At 62.5% G+C, this 16,120-nt stretch carries 17 protein-coding genes, 1 tRNA gene and 1 pseudogene; 12 read left to right on the top strand and 7 right to left on the bottom strand.

The window, feature by feature from the left end; genetic code table 11:
* Positions 1 to 238 precede the first annotated feature (238 nt).
* Entirely contained in the window at positions 239 to 415 is a 177-nt protein-coding gene (locus NEZ08_RS15715; protein ID WP_298108575.1) for a hypothetical protein, read from the bottom strand.
* A 245-nt stretch (positions 416 to 660) separates the two neighbouring features.
* On the opposite strand from NEZ08_RS15715, the gene NEZ08_RS15710 reads away from it, so the two are divergent.
* From NEZ08_RS15710 to NEZ08_RS15700, 3 genes are all read left to right on the top strand, one after another.
* Positions 661 to 1,641 carry a tripartite tricarboxylate transporter substrate binding protein gene (locus tag NEZ08_RS15710; protein WP_298108571.1) on the top strand — a complete coding sequence of 327 codons (981 nt, stop codon included), beginning with the start codon at positions 661 to 663 and terminating at the stop codon, positions 1,639 to 1,641.
* A 94-nt stretch (positions 1,642 to 1,735) separates the two neighbouring features.
* Positions 1,736 to 2,218 (top strand): hypothetical protein, encoded by a 483-nt coding sequence (locus tag NEZ08_RS15705; protein WP_298108568.1) that lies wholly within the window; start codon positions 1,736 to 1,738, stop codon positions 2,216 to 2,218.
* Between the two features lie 156 nt (positions 2,219 to 2,374).
* Positions 2,375 to 2,683 (top strand): cytochrome c family protein, encoded by a 309-nt coding sequence (locus NEZ08_RS15700; RefSeq protein WP_298108566.1) that lies wholly within the window; start codon positions 2,375 to 2,377, stop codon positions 2,681 to 2,683.
* 169 nt (positions 2,684 to 2,852) lie between these two features.
* Here NEZ08_RS15700 and NEZ08_RS15695 read toward each other — a convergent pair whose 3' ends face one another.
* Both NEZ08_RS15695 and NEZ08_RS15690 read right to left on the bottom strand, forming a co-directional pair.
* Positions 2,853 to 3,107: a hypothetical protein gene (locus NEZ08_RS15695; protein ID WP_298108563.1), complete on the bottom strand. Its 255-nt coding sequence runs from the start codon at positions 3,105 to 3,107 to the stop codon at positions 2,853 to 2,855.
* Positions 3,108 to 3,510: 403 nt separating this feature from the next.
* Positions 3,511 to 3,587 (bottom strand) — tRNA-Met (locus NEZ08_RS15690).
* Positions 3,588 to 3,892: 305 nt separating this feature from the next.
* Between NEZ08_RS15690 and NEZ08_RS15685 the strand changes: the two are divergent.
* Positions 3,893 to 5,493: pseudogene (locus tag NEZ08_RS15685) on the top strand (GMC family oxidoreductase).
* Positions 5,494 to 5,546: 53 nt separating this feature from the next.
* Here NEZ08_RS15685 and NEZ08_RS15680 read toward each other — a convergent pair.
* Together NEZ08_RS15680 and NEZ08_RS15670 are read right to left on the bottom strand one after the other, a co-directional pair.
* The gene (locus NEZ08_RS15680) at positions 5,547 to 5,741 is read right to left on the bottom strand and encodes a hypothetical protein (protein ID WP_298108560.1); all 195 of its coding nucleotides are present in this window, start codon (positions 5,739 to 5,741) and stop codon (positions 5,547 to 5,549) included.
* Between the two features lie 621 nt (positions 5,742 to 6,362).
* Positions 6,363 to 7,124, bottom strand: coding sequence for an SDR family NAD(P)-dependent oxidoreductase (locus NEZ08_RS15670; RefSeq protein ID WP_298108554.1), 762 nt, complete (start codon positions 7,122 to 7,124; stop codon positions 6,363 to 6,365).
* 294 nt (positions 7,125 to 7,418) lie between these two features.
* Here NEZ08_RS15670 and NEZ08_RS15665 point away from each other — a divergent pair, with 294 nt between their 5' ends.
* Positions 7,419 to 7,925: a CvpA family protein gene (locus tag NEZ08_RS15665; RefSeq protein ID WP_298108552.1), complete on the top strand. Its 507-nt coding sequence runs from the start codon at positions 7,419 to 7,421 to the stop codon at positions 7,923 to 7,925.
* Between the two features lie 256 nt (positions 7,926 to 8,181).
* Positions 8,182 to 8,967 carry an SDR family oxidoreductase gene (locus tag NEZ08_RS15660; protein ID WP_298108550.1) on the top strand — a complete coding sequence of 262 codons (786 nt, stop codon included), beginning with the start codon at positions 8,182 to 8,184 and terminating at the stop codon, positions 8,965 to 8,967.
* Positions 8,968 to 8,974: 7 nt separating this feature from the next.
* On the opposite strand, the gene NEZ08_RS15655 is transcribed toward NEZ08_RS15660, so the two are convergent.
* Positions 8,975 to 9,379 (bottom strand): DUF3775 domain-containing protein, encoded by a 405-nt coding sequence (locus tag NEZ08_RS15655; protein WP_298108547.1) that lies wholly within the window; start codon positions 9,377 to 9,379, stop codon positions 8,975 to 8,977.
* A 135-nt stretch (positions 9,380 to 9,514) separates the two neighbouring features.
* On the opposite strand from NEZ08_RS15655, the gene NEZ08_RS15650 reads away from it, so the two are divergent.
* The 4 genes from NEZ08_RS15650 (at position 9,515) to NEZ08_RS15635 (ending at position 13,051) form a co-directional block, all read left to right on the top strand.
* Positions 9,515 to 10,366 carry an MBL fold metallo-hydrolase gene (locus tag NEZ08_RS15650; protein ID WP_298108545.1) on the top strand — a complete coding sequence of 284 codons (852 nt, stop codon included), beginning with the start codon at positions 9,515 to 9,517 and terminating at the stop codon, positions 10,364 to 10,366.
* A gap of 119 nt (positions 10,367 to 10,485) precedes the next feature.
* Complete coding sequence (locus NEZ08_RS15645) at positions 10,486 to 11,328, top strand: fumarylacetoacetate hydrolase family protein (protein ID WP_298108543.1); 843 nt, start codon at positions 10,486 to 10,488, stop codon at positions 11,326 to 11,328.
* Positions 11,329 to 11,505: 177 nt separating this feature from the next.
* On the top strand, positions 11,506 to 12,120 hold the full coding sequence (locus NEZ08_RS15640) for a glutathione S-transferase family protein (protein ID WP_298108542.1): 615 nt from the start codon (positions 11,506 to 11,508) through the stop codon (positions 12,118 to 12,120).
* 61 nt (positions 12,121 to 12,181) lie between these two features.
* A complete protein-coding gene (locus tag NEZ08_RS15635) occupies positions 12,182 to 13,051 on the top strand; it encodes an MBL fold metallo-hydrolase (RefSeq protein ID WP_298108540.1) in 870 nt (289 codons plus the stop codon).
* Positions 13,052 to 13,126: 75 nt separating this feature from the next.
* On the opposite strand, the gene NEZ08_RS15630 is transcribed toward NEZ08_RS15635, so the two are convergent.
* The gene (locus NEZ08_RS15630; RefSeq protein WP_298108538.1) at positions 13,127 to 13,669 is read right to left on the bottom strand and encodes a methylated-DNA--[protein]-cysteine S-methyltransferase; all 543 of its coding nucleotides are present in this window, start codon (positions 13,667 to 13,669) and stop codon (positions 13,127 to 13,129) included.
* 204 nt (positions 13,670 to 13,873) lie between these two features.
* On the opposite strand from NEZ08_RS15630, the gene NEZ08_RS15625 reads away from it, so the two are divergent.
* Both NEZ08_RS15625 and NEZ08_RS15620 read left to right on the top strand, forming a co-directional pair.
* On the top strand, positions 13,874 to 14,674 hold the full coding sequence (locus tag NEZ08_RS15625) for a phytanoyl-CoA dioxygenase family protein (RefSeq protein ID WP_298108535.1): 801 nt from the start codon (positions 13,874 to 13,876) through the stop codon (positions 14,672 to 14,674).
* A gap of 147 nt (positions 14,675 to 14,821) precedes the next feature.
* Positions 14,822 to 16,120, top strand: a 1,299-nt coding sequence (locus NEZ08_RS15620) for an SAF domain-containing protein (RefSeq protein ID WP_298108532.1), incomplete at its 3' end; no start/stop codon positions are given.

The raw sequence follows: 16,120 nt of genomic DNA, 5'->3' as shown, positions 1-16,120 counted from the left end.
GTGCGCTCGATCGCCTTCAACCATATCTTGGCAGTGGATGGTTTGCCGCGCGGCCGCGTTGCGGCCGGTGGAGGATCAACCATCGCATGCTCGGTGATGCCTGCATTCATTGGCCGGACACTTGATTTGCGTGATCGCTATCTATAGCAGGCCTTCGCCTGATCAGGTGTTAACCGGCGGGGTTAAGCGGCCTCGCCGTGATCGCGCCGCCAGCGGGCCTGAACAGAAACGAAGGCGCCTATCGCGCGCAGACGACCAGTTTTTCCTCGGCGAAGAACTGGAGCGCGCCATAGCCCTCCATATCCACCGCATAACGAAAGTCGCCATCCGTCGTGGGGAAGACCGCAACGACAACACCGTCCTGATGGTCGTCGGTCGCTCTCTCAACCCGTTCGCCAATCACAAATTTTGCCATCGCCTATTCCTCTTCGGGAATCTTGTCAGCGATTCTGGCTCACACTGGTTAACGATTCTTAAGCAAATCCGCCGTTCTGTATGCGCATGCCGGCCTCAGCCGCGACTGAATCGCGCCTGCGAATCCGATAAGCCCTGATGAACGCTCATGAATTTTCTCTCGATGATGCAAACTGCGCAGATCTATGCCCCGATTCTTGCCGTGTCGGTTCTTGATCGTCTTTCTTGTCGTTTCGAAAGGCAGTCATGATCGACAGACGGCAATTCATTCAGTCGGCTGCGATCTGCATCGCCTGCACCGCAGCCAGATCAGCGGCTGTCGCAGAAAGTAACGGCTATCCTTCGCGCCCCGTGCGCTGGATCGTTCCCTATACCGCCGGCGGGGCGACCGATGCGCTATCCCGCCTGATTTGCCAGCGCCTGTCGGAGCGGCTCGGCCAATCGTTCATCGTGGAGAACAAACCCGGCGCCGGCAGCAATATCGGGACGCTCACGGTGATCAAGTCGCCGCCGGACGGATACACGCTGCTGCTGACGAGCACGGCCAATGCGATCAACGCTTCGTTCGATCCGACGCTGCCTTACGATTTTGCCAAAGGCATCGCGCCCGTCGCAGGCCTTGCACGCAATCCGCTGGTGCTTGTCGTCAACGACGGACTTCCCGTCCGCAGCGTGGCTGATTTCATCGCATACGCCAAGGCCAATCCCGGCAAACTCAGCATCGCCTCGTCCGGTGTCGGCACTTCGCTGCATCTGTCCGCCGAGTTGTTCAAGGCCATGGCTCACATTCAATTCGTTCACGTCCCCTACCGCGGCTCGGCACCGGGGCTCAGCGACGTGATGGCCGGCCAGATCCAGGGCATGTTCGACAACGTGCCGTCTTCCTTTGAACTCATCCGGTCGGGGAAATTGCGTGCGCTCGGGGTCACAACGAAGGAACGCTCGGAAGCGCTGCCGGAGGTGCCGCCGATCGCCGACACGCTGGCTGGATACGAGACAAGCTCGTTCTACGGCGTCGGCGCTCCTCGCGGCACGCCGGCCGCCATCATCGATCTCCTGAACGAGGAGATCAACGCCGCGTTCGACGAGCCGCTGATCAAGCAGCGCTTTGCCGAACTGGGCGCGACGCCCGTCCGCGGCAGCGCTGGCCGGTTCGGCGAGATGCTCGCAATCGAGACGGACCGTTGGCGCAGGGTCGTGGAACTCTCCGGACAGCGGAAGGAATGACGCGCCGGTGCGCTGCGGGGCTCGCCGACAGCTGAACTCGGCATATCTTGATCTGTGTCAACGATGCGAAAGCCTGCCGTGGTACCCACACCAAATGGTCAGACGCCAAGCCCCTTGGGATGCCCGCTCGACGATCTCCAGGTCGGCGCATGTGCTTGAGCGGATCGGGCTTGCCCTGACAGGTGGCTCCTGCGGGCTGTTTGTCGCCGCCCATGTCGGCCGGGCCGACATCGACTTGATCGGCTCGACGGCTGGCGTCTTTGCCATGATGCTTTACGGCGCTGCCGGGTTCTATCTTGGCATCGACTTGCCGCACCTGCCGCCCGATCACAAGATGCACCTGCCGCTACGGCACGGCCTCGGCACCAGGGCGGATGCTGTCGAACTGCTCAGCGCCGCCGGTACGTTCCTCGCCGCCGTGGCTGCCGTGATCGCCGTGTCCAGCATCATTCTTGACGACATCGCGCGGCCGGCTTCAGCGCTTCTGATCTCTCTGGCTTGGGCACTCGGCGCGACCCTGCAGATCGCAGCGGGCCTTATCGCCCGATGGAAGGCGGAAGCTTCCGAACAACTGTGACGGTGCAGACAACCGGGCTCGAGCGAGATCACGGAGCACGCAAGCGGGGGTTGACGTCGATCAAATCGCCTCGGCTGTAAGGCGGCTAAGCAGAAGGACTTCCAAACCATCAATGGCGGGGCATTCGGGTCCAACTGTGCAAGAGCGGAGAGATTGATGCGTTCCTGCTGGATTTGCCGCGCCGCCCTGTTCGCAGTTTTGGCTGCAAGTGGCGCGAGCGCACAGGATGCCGACAACGGCAGGCGAATATCGCAGCGCTCGTGCGCGGGCTGCCACCAGATTACCCAATCCGCCGGCAAACCACGCCACGCGATTTCCTTTCCGGCCATCGCGGCGAAGCCGGGCATGAGCGAAGCGATTGTTTCGGCGTTCCTGGAAAAGCCGACTGTGGCGATGCCCGGGATTCCCTTGCGCCCAAGCGACGCGCGCGACGTCGCCGCATTCATCATGTCGCTGAAACAGTAAGCGAGGGGCACATCTTCATCGCGCCTCTCCAGTGTTCACCGGAAAGCCCGACGAAGCCGCAGCGGGTTCGATCGGTCATGCGAGAGCGCGCTGCCAGATGCAGCCCGGCACAAGCCGGGCTGCCACGTCTGATCGTCGCGGTCTCGGGACAAGACAAGCGGCTGGCAGATCAACTCCCGGACGGCCTGAAATCCGGATCGTAACCGCCGGGCCGCGAACGATCGACCATGCCTTCGGGGTCGCCATAGGCGCCGACGCGCGGAGCCACGAACGCCGGTCCCTGCACCTGATTATAGGTGCTGCGGTAATGCCGGAGTGCGTGGATGGGCTTCCGTGCAGCCGTCCCATTGACCTCCTGAGCGAGGACCGGGCTCGAGAGGGCCGCGGTCACAAATGCGATGACGCTGAGTGTTCTGATGTTCATCCGGGTTTTCCATTTTGGGGTGACCCTCCTCGCGCGGTGGTTTACCTGCGCTCGCCGCAGCTGGCGAAACACATTGCACTGCAAAAGATTCAAACGGACGTGACGCTGGGTCACGGACGACTCCGCCTTTCGTGAGTGACGAAAGTTTTTTGAAAGCGCGGATGGCGAAACGCAGATTTGCCATCACGCCCGCGCGAATGACCTTCGAACCGAGCCCGCCTCCTCAGAGTTGCTCGACGAGCGATCTGCATTGAAGAAGTGGAAGTGGCGTTCGCATCAGGCGGCGACGAGAGAGCTTATCACCTTCTTTGCTTTCTCCGTCGCGGATCGGGCCGCCAGGTGATCTCTCCGAATGCAAAAAGCCCGCCGAAGCGGCGGGCTTTTCTGGATCGCGATCCGAAGTTGGTTGCGGGGATAGGATTTGAACCTATGACCTTCAGGTTATGAGCCTGACGAGCTACCGGGCTGCTCCACCCCGCGATAAACCTTTGCGCCTGTCTCAAAAGCCGAAACGGCTGGATCAACGCCCGAGGGCGCCGCTTCCGTCCGGAGGCTTCCTGAGAAGACAACCCCCAGCCTCGAAGGCCGTGAGGTCGCGGGCGGTATGTACCAACGACCGCCCGTTTTGGAAAGGGCCGCGGACCACTTTTTATGGATTTTGTGACAGCAAAGTCGGCGATTTCCGGCCCTAAGGCCGAAAGATGCGGAAAGAATGAGGCCTTGCCAGAATTTCCGTAAAGGCCCAGCCTTCCCGCCAAAAGCCAATCAGGCTGGGGGAAACGGATATGGAAATTTTCGATTTTGTCGTGGTTGGCGGCGGTTCCGGCGGCTGCGCGGTCGCAAGCCGCCTCTCGGAAGGACCCGCGACGTCGGTTGCATTGCTGGAAGCCGGCGGCACCGGCGACAACTGGGTGGTCACCACGCCTGGCGCGATGATCCTGCAAATCGCAGGCAAGACCAACAATTGGGCGTTCGATACCGTGCCGCAGAAAGGCCTCAACGGACGCATCGGCTATCAGCCGCGCGGCAAGGGTCTCGGCGGGTCCTCGGCGATCAACGCCATGGTCTACATCCGCGGCCACAGGGCCGATTATGACGGCTGGGCTGCGCTCGGCAATGCCGGCTGGTCCTATGCGGACGTCCTGCCCTATTTCAAGCGATCCGAGGACAATTCCGAATTCGACGGCCCCTGTCACGGCAAAGGCGGCCCGATGCACGTGACGGGATCGCGAAGCGACAACCCGGTTCGTGAAATCTACCTGCAGGCCGCGCGCGAGGCGCAATTCCGCATCCGCGACGACTTCAACGGCGAGGAGCAGGAAGGCCTCGGCACCTACCAGCTGACACAAAAGAACGGCGAACGCTGGAGCGCGGCGCGCGGCTACATTCACCCGTTCATGAACAGCCGCGCCAACTTGCACGCGATCACCAGCGCGCAGGCCACCCGCATCCTGTTCGAAGGCAAGCGCGCGGTCGGCGTCGAATACCGGCAAGGCAAAGAGCTCAAGCAGATCCGCGCGCGACGCGAGGTGATCTTGTCTTCCGGTGCATTCCAAAGCCCGCAACTGCTGATGCTCTCGGGCATCGGCGACGCCGCCGCGCTTGCCAGACACGGCATTGCCTCGCTGCATCATCTGCCGGGCGTCGGGCAGAACCTGCAGGACCATCCGGATTTCGTGTTCGGCTTCACCTCGGATGCGCCTCACTTCGCCGGGCTGTCGTTCGGTGGCATTGCGCGGATCTTCAAAGGTATTGCGCAATATCGGCGCGAGCGGCGCGGGCCGATGACCTCGAACGTGGCCGAATGCGGCGGCTTCCTCAAGACGCGGCCCGACCTCGATCTGCCCGACATCCAGCTGCACTTCTGTATGGCAATGGTCGCCGATCATGGGCGCAAGCCGCGCTGGGGCACCGGCTTCTCCTGTCACGTCTGCGTGCTGCGTCCGAAAAGCCGCGGCAGTGTCTGGCTGCAAAGCGCGGACCCCCTTGCCGCGCCGGCAATCGATCCGAATTTTCTAGGTGAGGAAACGATCTCGACGCCATGGTAGCAGGCTTCAAGACGACCAGGCGCCTGCTCGACACCCCCGCGCTCAAGGCACTCCGGAAAACCGACACCGTTACCGCGGGGGTCGAGACCGATGCGCAAATCCGCCAGGTGCTGCGCAACAACGTCGATACCGTCTATCACCCGGTCGGCACCTGCAAGATGGGCGTCAACGATGCGTTTGCGGTGGTCGATCCCGCGTTGCGGGTCCATGGCGTTGAGGCCCTGCGCGTGGTCGATGCCTCGATCATGCCGACCTTGATCGGCGGCAACACCAACGCACCCGCCATCATGATCGGCGAGAAAGCCGCCGACATGATCAAGGCGGAGATCAGGGCATAACATCGCTGCGGTTGCGCCCAACGGATCAAGCCATGCGCCGACCGACTTGATTTTCAATCGCCGGCGATGCCGCTTTGAGCTCTTGGAAGCTCCTGCCAGTTGCGCTCGCCGCATTCGCATTCGAACATCTGAACGGACTGGCCAATGCGCGAATCGAGCAGCGTTCGCACCGTGACCGGCCGCCGCAGACAATGAATGCAATGGAGAAGGTCGACGGATGATCGCGGCGTCACGCGCTCGGTACTCATCGATCGTTCTTAGCCGACAAAACCGTCTTCCCATATTCCGGGCAACTACGGCGAACACTCAACGCCTGCATCGAACATCGACCGTTTCAGTGTGCAGAACTGCGCATTTGCTCAATTGGCGCAAGTTGAGTGATGATCGTCATTTCCGAAAAGTTTCTGCGGCGGCGCGAATTATATCGATGGCATCCGGTTCCAAAGAGGTTCAGCATACAAAGCATCACCGCACGGTCTAACGGCATCTATCGGTGATGAGAACGCCGGTTGTGTTCCCGCCTTTGACGATCATGAGGGACACGCCATGGTCAAACGTCGCAACCTTCAACAGACGAATTCATTGAAAGAGCGCCTTGCATCATTCGCACAGAACGTCCGGCGCCAAGCCTCGCATTTGCCGCCCGGTCCCGAGAGGGAGCAGATGCTCAGAAGAGCGCGTCGAGCGGACACCGCAGCCCACCTTGACGAGTGGGTCAATTCACCCGGCTTGCAATCGCCGAAGTGATGCCCGCGGCGAGGGCGGTGAACTTGAAGCTCCTCTCAGCTTCGCCGCAATTTCGTCATAGGAACTTTGAATTCCAAACCGCACCAATGCTCCTTTACTTCAGAACCGGAGCACGGGTCAGCTCACGTCAGCAGGAAGCCGCCATCCACCGTGACCACGCTGCCTGTCATGTAGCGCGAGGCGGATGAAGCAAGCAGCATGATCGCACCATCGAGATCGGATTCGCTGCCGACTCGGCGCTGCGGTATCCGCTTGGTCAGTTTTTCGCCGCCCGGCGTCGACCAGAATTGGTGGTTGATCTCGGTATCGATATAGCCGGGCGCGATCGCATTGACGCGAATACGGCTGCCCGCAAGCTCCAGCGCCATCGCCTTCGTCGCCTGAACGATGCCGGCCTTGGAGATCGTGTAGGGGGCGAGAAACTTCATCACCCCGAAGCCGAGGACGGAAGCGACGTTGACGATGTTGCCTTCCTGCTTGCGCGCGATCATCCGCCGCGCCACTTCAGTTGCCACGAAATATGCACCCTTGAGGTTAGCGCCGATCACGGCATCCCAGTCCGCTTCGGTTTGCTCGATCGCCGGTTTCTCGATCGCGATGCCTGCATTGTTAATGAGCACGGTGACGGGGCCCAGCGCGGCTTCCGCCGCGTCGAGCGCCGTGACTATCGAGGCGCCGTCGGTGACGTCCATGGCAACCGCGGCGGCCCGGCCGCCCCTGCCCTTGATCTCATCTTCGAGGCTTTTCAGCTTGGCGGTCTGCCGGGCAGCCAGCGCCACGGCCGCGCCGTGCGCTGAAAGCACCCGCGCGAACTGCCGCCCCAGCCCTTGCGAGGCGCCGGTGACAAGAATGGTTTCTTTACTGACGTCGAATAGACTAGACACGGCGAACTCCGAAGCTCGACTGCGCCAATTGATACAGACGATTTTCGCTATCGCAAACCGAATTCGTTCACCAAGCTCTCGAACGAGTGCCCACTTTCCGAAGCCCGCACTCCATCGTCCGCACGATCAGGAGTGCGCTAGCGTAGTGCATTTGACATTCGCTGGCCGCCGACCCGTAAAGCGCATGTCAAATGCTGGCTCCCACCGGAATTCTTTGTGCCGGTGGTCCTTTGATCGGAACCTTCGCAAAGCGGCCACTGAAAAGAGATGCGAATATCGGAATCGGACCACGAGATGAACAGTTTCGACGCGGTGGTTTACCTGGCGCTTGCCGTTGCCATGATCATGGGCTTCAACGCCGGACTCCTGCGCAGCGCCGTCACTATCCTGGCCTATGTGATCGCAATGCCGATCGCGGTCTGGGCGACGTCGCTGGTCGCGCACGATGTAGATCCCCTGGCCTTGATGCAGAATCCTTTGCCGTTCTTCGCGACGTTCCTCGGCGCCGGCATCGTGCTCGGAAAACTGATGCGGATCGCGATCGACGAAACTATCGGAACGCAAGCCGGGATCGTTGACCGCCTCGCGGGCGCGGCGCTTGGCGCGGTGCGCGTCGGCCTCATCGCCGTGTCGGTGATCGTCATCTTCGATCAGCTCGTCCCGGCGGATCGCCAGCCGTCCTACCTCGCCGGCTCAAGGCTGCGGCCGTTCTTTTCGGCCGCCGGCCAGATGGGTATCAAATCGCTGCCGCCGGACATTATGACCTATGTCGATCGCCTGCAGACAGACCGGCGGATTTGACGTTGTTCCCGTCTTTGCTATGCATCCGAACTCTGACCGGCTAGTGCCCGCTTTCCGAAGTTCGTGTTACAACTCAGCAGCCACTTTCACGAACTTCGGAAAGTCATGGGCACTCGCTAATTTACTGATTCTGGTGCCGCTTTATCGATCTGAAGTCCCTGATCGAATTCGCCGCTTGCGGTGCAGGGACTTCAGAGCGGCGGTACTAGATATTTCGGCAACCGAAGAAACTATCGAGAACGACGGGAGTAAAACAGTGGATCTGGGCATAAAGGGCCGCCGGGCCATCGTCTGCGCATCGAGCAAGGGACTGGGACGCGCCTGCGCGGTCGCGCTCGCCAACGAGGGCGTACACGTTACGCTGACGGCGCGCGGCGCGGAAGCGCTGAAGAATACCGCGGATGAAATCCGTAAGAACAATCCCGGCGTCACGGTGACCGAGGTCGTCGGCGACATCACGACGCCGGCGGGACGCGAAGCCGTGCTCAAAGCCTGCCCGGATCCGGACATCCTCGTCAACAATGCCGGCGGCCCGCCGCCCGGCGACTTCCGCAACTGGACACGCGACGACTGGATCAAGGCGATCGATGCCAACATGCTCACCCCGATCGAACTGATCAAGGCGACGGTTGACGGCATGATGGCGCGCAAGTTCGGCCGCATCGTCAACATCACCTCGGCTGCGGTGAAGGCCCCGATCGAAGTGCTGGGCCTCTCCAACGGCGCGCGCGCCGGCCTCACCGGCTTTGTTGCGGGCCTCGCGCGCAAGACGGTGATCAACAATGTCACCATCAATGCATTGCTGCCCGGACCCTTCAATACCGATCGGTTGCGCGGCGCCGTCGCCAAGGCGGAAGCCGAAAAGCGCGGCACGACGATCGAGGCCATGTTGGCCGAACGGGCGAGGCTCAATCCGGCGGGCCGCTTCGGCGAACCCGATGAATTCGGCCTCGCCTGTGCCTTCCTTTGCGGCGCCAAGGCCGGCTTCATCACCGGACAGAACATTTTGCTGGACGGCGGCGCCTTCCCGGGCACGCTTTAAGCGGTCATCACTCGGGCGCAGCCTCCGCCCAATCGATGCCGAATGCACTGAGCCCCTCGGCCAGATAATCGCTGACGAGGGGCTCATCCAACAGGAGGCGCGCGGTCGGCGCCTCCCGGGTGTCGCGGGTCTCGCGCCTGAGCCTGTCCCATTCCTCGATTTCGGCATCGCCGCGTCCAAGCCGCATTAAGGCGATCAGGTCGACCTGCTCGTCCTCGGTCAGGCTGCCGACAAATCCTGTGATCTCCTGCGCGACCGGATCATGACCGTCGTCTTCCAACACGTCGACCATGTTGTCGTCGGTGGCATTCGAGCCGGAGGCGGGATCGGTGACGCCTTCCTTGACGTCGAACTCCCTGGTTTTTTCGATCAGAAAGGCAACCTTTTCCGGCGAAATATTGAGTTCTGGCATGTCGCGCTCCGATGATGACCTGTCGTTTATCAACGCCTGAAGCGAGCGACATGATCCATTGCATCGGCGCGGCGGAACCCGCATTCTGCGCCGGAAGGGCCGGGTACAAATGCGGCCCGGATCGCGAGATGCCGCATGCGCTGGAAGGTCGGAAACGTCACCATCACCAAGGTCGTCGAGCTCGAGACGGTCGGCCACACGCGTTTCATTTTGCCGCTGGCGGGCCGTGAGGACATCCTGCAACTGCCGTGGCTGGTCCCGCACTTCGCCACCGAAGACGGCCGCCTGAAAATGTCGATCCATGCGCTCGTGGTGGAAACGCCGACGCGCCGGATCGTGGTCGACACCGGACTTGGCAACGACAAACAAGGCCGAACCATTCCCACCTGGAACAACCGCCGGGGGCCCTTTCTCGACGATCTCGCCGCGGCAGGCTTCCCGCCTGACAGCATCGACACCGTGCTGTGCACGCATCTTCATGTCGACCATGTCGGATGGAATACGCGGCTCGCCGAGGGCCGATGGATACCGACCTTCGGCAACGCGCGTTATCTCTTCGGCCGGGCGGAATACGCTTACTGGCGCGACCACAGCGCGGAGCCCGACAAGGCGGCGATCTTTCGCGATTCTGTGGCGCCGATCGTCGAGGCAGGACAAGCGGATCTCGTCGACGGCGACGCCGAAATCTGCGAAGAGATCACCCTGATCCCGACGCCCGGCCACAGCCCCGGCCATGTCAGCCTCCATATCCGGTCCGCCGGCGAGGAGGGCCTCTTGACCGGCGACGTCGCCCACCATCCCTGCCAGATGGCCCATCTCGACTGGTCATCGACCGCCGATTCCGATCCCGCGCAGTCGGCCCAGACCCGGCGCGAGCTGTTTTCGCGCTTCGCCGATCGGCCGGTGCTGGTGATCGGCGGCCATTTCGATGCCGGGCATATCAAGCGCGACGGAGAGGCCTTCAAATTCGCGGCAGTAGACCGCTAGGCCCTCCCGCGGCTACCCGAGGACGGGTGGCAGCACCGCGCTGAGGGTGGTTGAATTTGGCCGCGGCCTGTTCCATGAAACCTGCCAAGCGACAATGACACCCAAGGGAGTAGTGAGACATGAAGCTTCTTCGTTACGGCGAGAAGGGCAAGGAAAAGCCGGGCCTGGTCGACAAGACGGGTCAAATCCGGGATCTTTCGGCGCATATTGCCGACCTCGCAGGCGAGGCCTTTTCGCCGGCCTCGCTCGCCAAGATCGCCGCCCTTGACCCCGAAAAGCTTCCGGCGGTCAGCGGCAAGCCGCGCATCGGCGCCGTCGTTGGCGGATCACCGAAATTCATCGCCATCGGCCTCAACTACACCGATCACGCCAAAGAGGTCGGCATGGCGATCCCGGCCGAGCCGATCGTCTTCATGAAGGGCAATAACAGCCTCTGCGGCCCCAACGATCAGGTCGAGAAGCCCCGCGGGTCGACCAAGCTCGACTGGGAAGTCGAACTCGCCATCATCATCGGCAGCCGCGCCAAATATGTCTCCGAGGCCGATGCGCTCAATCACGTCGCCGGCTACAGCATCTGCAACGACGTGTCCGAGCGCTTCTTCCAGCTCGAACGGCTCGGGCAATGGACCAAGGGCAAGTCGCACGACACCTTCGGCCCGCTCGGCCCCTGGCTCGTCACCAAGGACGAGATTGCCGACGTGCAGAAGCTGCCGATGTGGCTCGATGTCAACGGCAAGCGCTGCCAGACCGGATCGACCGCGACCATGATCTTCGGCGTCAAGAAGATCGTGTCCTATCTGTCGGAGATCATGACGCTGATGCCGGGCGACGTCATCGCCACCGGCACCCCGCCCGGCGTCGGCACCGGCATGAAGCCGCCGAAATATCTCGACGTCGGCGACGTCGTCACGCTCGGCATCGAAGGACTTGGCGAACAACGCCAGGAAATCATCGCGGCGTAAGAGCCGCGGCGCTTTTTCCGTCATGGCCGGGCTTGACCCGGCCATCCACGCCTTTCTCTCCATAGAATGGAAGCAAAACGCGGATCACCGGGCATAGGCGAGCGCAAGCGACGCCGTCGAGCGACAAGCCCGGTGATCACGAGCGGTTGACGTTCATTTCACTCGTCAGGACATCCCATGAAACTCACATTCTCGGCTGCATCCCCGTTCGCCCGCAAGGTCCGCATCGCCGCGATCGAGCTTGGCCTGATCGATCAAATCGAGTTCGTGCCAACGACGGTGGCGCCGACCCAGGCCAACGAGGAATATTCCAGGATCACGCCGCTGAAGAAGCTGCCGGTGCTGATCCTCGACGACGGCAGCGTCATTCTCGATTCCTACGTCATCGTTGAATATCTCGACGAACTCGCCGGCGGCGGAAAACTGATCCCCGCAAGCGGGCCGGACCGCTGGAAGGTCAAGAGCGACCACTCCCTGTTGCAGGGCATGCTCGATTCGATGCTGCTCTGCCGCTACGAGCGGATGGTGCGGCCGCAAGCTTTGCAGTGGCAGGGATGGGCGGACGATCATTGGAATCGCGCCTGGCGCGGCATGGCGGTATTCAACGACAAGCCGGAGGTGCTTTCGCGCCCGCTCGATATCGTCCAGATCGCGCTGACTTGCGTGCTCGGCTATGCCGATTTCCGCTATCCTGATTGCGGCTGGCGCAAGGCCTATCCGAACCTTGACGCGTTTCATGAACGGATGCTGCAAAGGCCCTCGGTGAAGATTTCACTGCCGCCCAAGGCTTGAACGAATATCAACGGCCAGGTGTCGGGGCATATACCCAGGCGCGAACGACTGGAGAGCCAGCATGAGTCTGAAATTCAGCGTCGGCGATCTCAGCATTCATCGCATCGTCGAGCAGGAGACGGCGTTCTTTGCCGCGCTCGACCTGTTTCCGGCGCTCCCGGCAGAGCTGCTAGCCGAAAATCGGGGCTGGTTGCGCCGGGCCGGAGCGATCGACGACAACGACACTCTGATCCTGTGCTTTCAATCCTATGTCGTGCGTACGCCGCATCACACCATCCTGATCGACAGCTGCATCGGCAACGACAAGCCGCGCCCGCAGCGTCCGAAATGGAACATGAAGACCGACGAGACCTATATGCGCGCGTTGAAGGCCGCGGATTGCTCGGTGGAAGATATCGATTTCGTGATGTGCACGCATTTGCATGTCGATCACGTCGGCTGGAATACGCGGATCGAAAACGGCCGCTGGGTGCCGACCTTCCCTAACGCGCGCTACATCTTCGGCAAGACCGAATATGATTACTGGACTGCGCAGCACGCCAAGGCACCGGTACCGCCCTTCGGCGACAGCGTCTTGCCGCTGGTCGAGGCCAAGCGAGCCGACATCGTCCGCGACGATTTCGCCGTCGGCGATCACCTGCGCATTCTGCCGACTCCGGGCCACACGCCCGGTCACGTCGCCTTTGCCGTAGGGCGCATTAGGGATGATGCTGTGTTCCTCGGCGACATGATGCACACGCCGCTTCAGCTGCGGTATCCCGAACTGTCACCGCGCGTTGACGTCGATCCGGCGCAGGCGGCCGTCACGCGAAAGAACTTCCTGGAGCGCTATTGCGACACCGATACGCTGTGCTGCACGGCGCATTTTCCCTCGCCCTCGACCGGGAAGATCCGCCGCAATGGCAATGGGTTTAGCTGCGAGGCTGTTTAGACGAATCTAATTTTTCGGCCCCGTCCTGAGGGGCGGCCGAAGAGCCGTCTCGAAGAATGATCGCGGGTTCGGAGTTCAATCGAACAGGCTCGGCGTGTGATTGACCACCGCGCCTTCGATTGCGAGCATCTTCAGCTTGGTGTCGACGCCGCCCCGAGCGGAGAACCCGCCGGGTTTCCGCCCCGCCGCCAGCACTCGGTGACAGGGCACCACGATGGGACAGGGGTTGCGGCCGAGCGCCTGTCCGACGTCGCGCGACAGTTCGACACCGCCGAGGCGCTTGGCGATATCGCCATAGGTCATGGTCTGCCCCGGCGGGATGGTGCGGGTGATAGCGTAGACGCCGCGGTTGAATTCGGGAATGCCGTCGAGGTCGAGGGCAATGTCGCGGAGGTCGTCGCGCTCGCCCGCCAGCAGTTTGACGATGCGATCGATCGCATGTTGCACCTCATGCGTCGGCGCCGTCTCGTCGATGTCGCCGCGGCGCTGCCGGATACGGGCGCGCGTTTTCTCGTCGCTGCCCATCGGCAGTTGCAGCCCGTTGATGCCGCGCGGGCCCCACTCGATTCCGCAGATGCCGATCGGCGCGTTGAACAGGGCAAAATGCTGATCCGTCATGGTTCGCTCCAAAATGCACGCCCCATCTACCTCTCGGGCCTCAATCTAGGCTCGCAGATTGTTGCGATCCACCCGGTTTCCGGGCAATCCCGCGGGAGCTTTTGACCGGTGATTTCCGCCGCCTCGCCTGCTATTCTGACCCGCAATCGCGCGAGGATGCACATCCGAAACGACGCGGAACCGGAAAGCGACAGGGAGCCCGCCATGAAACTCACCCCGCAGCAGATCGAGGATTTTAACCGCGAGGGCTGGCTGTTTTTGCCGGAACTGTTCAACGCGGAAGAAGTCGCACTTCTCGCACGCGAGGCGGTCAGCATCTATGATGCCAATCGCCCCGAGGTGTGGCGTGAAAAGAGCGGCGCGCCGCGAACCGCCTTTGCGGCCCATCTCTACAATGACGCTTTCCGGCTGCTCGGTGCCCATCCGCGCATGATCGAACCGATCGAGCAGCTCTTCGGCGAAAAAGTCTACATGCATCAGTTCAAGATCAACGCCAAGGCGGCCTTCACCGGGGACGTCTGGCAATGGCATCAGGATTACGGCACCTGGAAGCGCGACGATGGCATGCCGGAGCCGCGCGCGATGAACATTGCGATCTTCCTCGACGAGGTGATGCCGATCAATGGCCCCTTGATGCTGGTGCCGCGCAGCCAGCACGCCGGCGACCTGAAGGCATCGCACGACCTTCAAACGACGTCTTACCCGCTATGGACGCTGGACGAAGAAACCGTGACGCGGCTGGTCAAGGAAGGCGGCATCGTCGCGCCGACCGGCAAGGCCGGCGGTCTTCTGATGTTCCATGGCAACCTGGTGCATGGGTCGGCCGGTAATATCACGCCCTACCCCCGCAAGATCGTGTACCTCACGCTCAACGCCGTCTCCAATTATATCCGCAACCCCACGCGGCCGGACTACATCGCTCACCGCGACTTCACGCCGATCCAGACCGTTGCCGACGACGCGCTGCTGCGCCTTGCACGCGCACCGCGCCAGGCCGCGGAGTAATCCCAGTTGTCGTTATTTCGCGGGGACGCTTAGCGTCGAGCCCGGAATCCATCGCGCCACGGAAGATGCGGATGAATGGATTCCGGGCCCGCGACGTCGTCGCGCCCGGAATGGCGATTGTTAATCATTGCACTCACGGACCTTACCATGAACCTCTCTTCCCTCCTCGCCGCCCGTCATGCCGCCGGCAGACCGGTACATGTCGCGCTGATCGGCGCCGGCAAGTTCGGCTCGATGTTTTTGTCGCAGGTGCCGCACACGCCGGGTCTCGACGTGAGCGTCATCGCCGATCTCGATCCGGAGCGCGCGCGCGAGGCCTGCCGGACGGTCGGCTGGGACGAAGAGCGGATCGCAGCGACCACCTTCACCGCCGACGGAGCGAAAGCGATCGCCGGGAACGTCGACGTCGTGGTAGAGGCGACCGGCAATCCGGCCGTGGGCATCCGCCACGCCCGCGCCGCGATTGCGAACGGCAAGCACATCGTCATGGTCAATGTCGAAGCCGATGTGCTGGCAGGCCCTCTGCTCGCCGAAGAAGCGCGGAAGGCCGGCGTGGTCTATTCGCTGGCCTACGGCGACCAGCCGGCGCTGACGGCGGAAATGGTCGACTGGGCGCGCGCGACCGGCTTCCACATCGTCGCCGCCGGCAAGGGCACCAAGTACCTGCCAGCCTATCACGATGTCACGCCGGCGGACGTATGGACCCATTACGGGCTGTCGGCCGACGAGGCGCAATCGGCGGGTATGAACCCGCAGATGTTCAACTCGTTCCTCGACGGCACCAAATCGGCGATTGAAATGGCGGCGATCGCGAACGCGACCGGACTCGACGTGCCCTCTGGCGGATTGTCGTTTCCGCCCTGCGGCGTCGACGACCTGCCGCATATCATGCGGCCACGCGAGCAAGGCGGCGTGCTGGAAAAACCGGGCGTGGTGGAAGTGGTTTCGTCGCTGGAGCGCGACGGGCGGCCGGTGTTCCGCGACCTGCGCTGGGGGGTGTACGTGGTGTTCGAGGCTCCGACCGACTACGTGCGCGACTGCTTCCAGCAGTACGGCCTGAAGACCGACGCCAGCGGCCGCTTCGCCGCCATGTACAAGCCCTACCACCTGATCGGCCTGGAGCTGGGGACCTCGGTGGCCAGCATCGCCACTCGCGGCGAGCCCACCGGCTCGACCCGCGACTGGCGCGCCGACGTGGTGGCGGTGGCCAAGCGGGCGCTGCGCGCCGGCGAGACCCTGGACGGCGAGGGGGGCTTCACGGTGTACGGCAAGGTCGTTCCCGCCGCGACCTCGCTGCGCCTGGGGGCGCTGCCCATCGGCCTGGCCCACGGCCTGCGCCTGGTCGCCGACGTGCCGGCCGGCCAGCCGGTGTGCTGGAGCGACGTGCGCTTCGACGCCGCCAACCCGGCGATCGCCTTGCGGCGCGACATGGAAGCGCTGTTCCAG

Origin of the sequence: Bradyrhizobium sp., from assembly GCF_027451485.1 — a bacterium.
Lineage (GTDB): Bacteria > Pseudomonadota > Alphaproteobacteria > Rhizobiales > Xanthobacteraceae > Bradyrhizobium.
Note: the sequence above shows the minus strand (reverse complement) of the source record. Positions and strands in the feature narration are given on the sequence as shown.

Bases quoted from the DNA above. Each gene is read 5' to 3' on its own strand.
- NEZ08_RS15715 (WP_298108575.1), bottom strand. From the start codon at position 415: ATGGCAAAATTTGTGATTGGCGAACGGGTTGAGAGAGCGACCGACGAC.
- NEZ08_RS15710 (WP_298108571.1), top strand. From the start codon at position 661: ATGATCGACAGACGGCAATTCATTCAGTCGGCTGCGATCTGCATCGCC.
- NEZ08_RS15705 (WP_298108568.1), top strand. From the start codon at position 1,736: ATGGTCAGACGCCAAGCCCCTTGGGATGCCCGCTCGACGATCTCCAGG.
- NEZ08_RS15700 (WP_298108566.1), top strand. From the start codon at position 2,375: ATGCGTTCCTGCTGGATTTGCCGCGCCGCCCTGTTCGCAGTTTTGGCT.
- NEZ08_RS15695 (WP_298108563.1), bottom strand. From the start codon at position 3,107: ATGAACATCAGAACACTCAGCGTCATCGCATTTGTGACCGCGGCCCTC.
- NEZ08_RS15680 (WP_298108560.1), bottom strand. From the start codon at position 5,741: ATGAGTACCGAGCGCGTGACGCCGCGATCATCCGTCGACCTTCTCCAT.
- NEZ08_RS15665 (WP_298108552.1), top strand. From the start codon at position 7,419: ATGAACAGTTTCGACGCGGTGGTTTACCTGGCGCTTGCCGTTGCCATG.
- NEZ08_RS15655 (WP_298108547.1), bottom strand. From the start codon at position 9,379: ATGCCAGAACTCAATATTTCGCCGGAAAAGGTTGCCTTTCTGATCGAA.
- NEZ08_RS15650 (WP_298108545.1), top strand. From the start codon at position 9,515: ATGCGCTGGAAGGTCGGAAACGTCACCATCACCAAGGTCGTCGAGCTC.
- NEZ08_RS15645 (WP_298108543.1), top strand. From the start codon at position 10,486: ATGAAGCTTCTTCGTTACGGCGAGAAGGGCAAGGAAAAGCCGGGCCTG.
- NEZ08_RS15640 (WP_298108542.1), top strand. From the start codon at position 11,506: ATGAAACTCACATTCTCGGCTGCATCCCCGTTCGCCCGCAAGGTCCGC.
- NEZ08_RS15635 (WP_298108540.1), top strand. From the start codon at position 12,182: ATGAGTCTGAAATTCAGCGTCGGCGATCTCAGCATTCATCGCATCGTC.
- NEZ08_RS15630 (WP_298108538.1), bottom strand. From the start codon at position 13,669: ATGACGGATCAGCATTTTGCCCTGTTCAACGCGCCGATCGGCATCTGC.
- NEZ08_RS15625 (WP_298108535.1), top strand. From the start codon at position 13,874: ATGAAACTCACCCCGCAGCAGATCGAGGATTTTAACCGCGAGGGCTGG.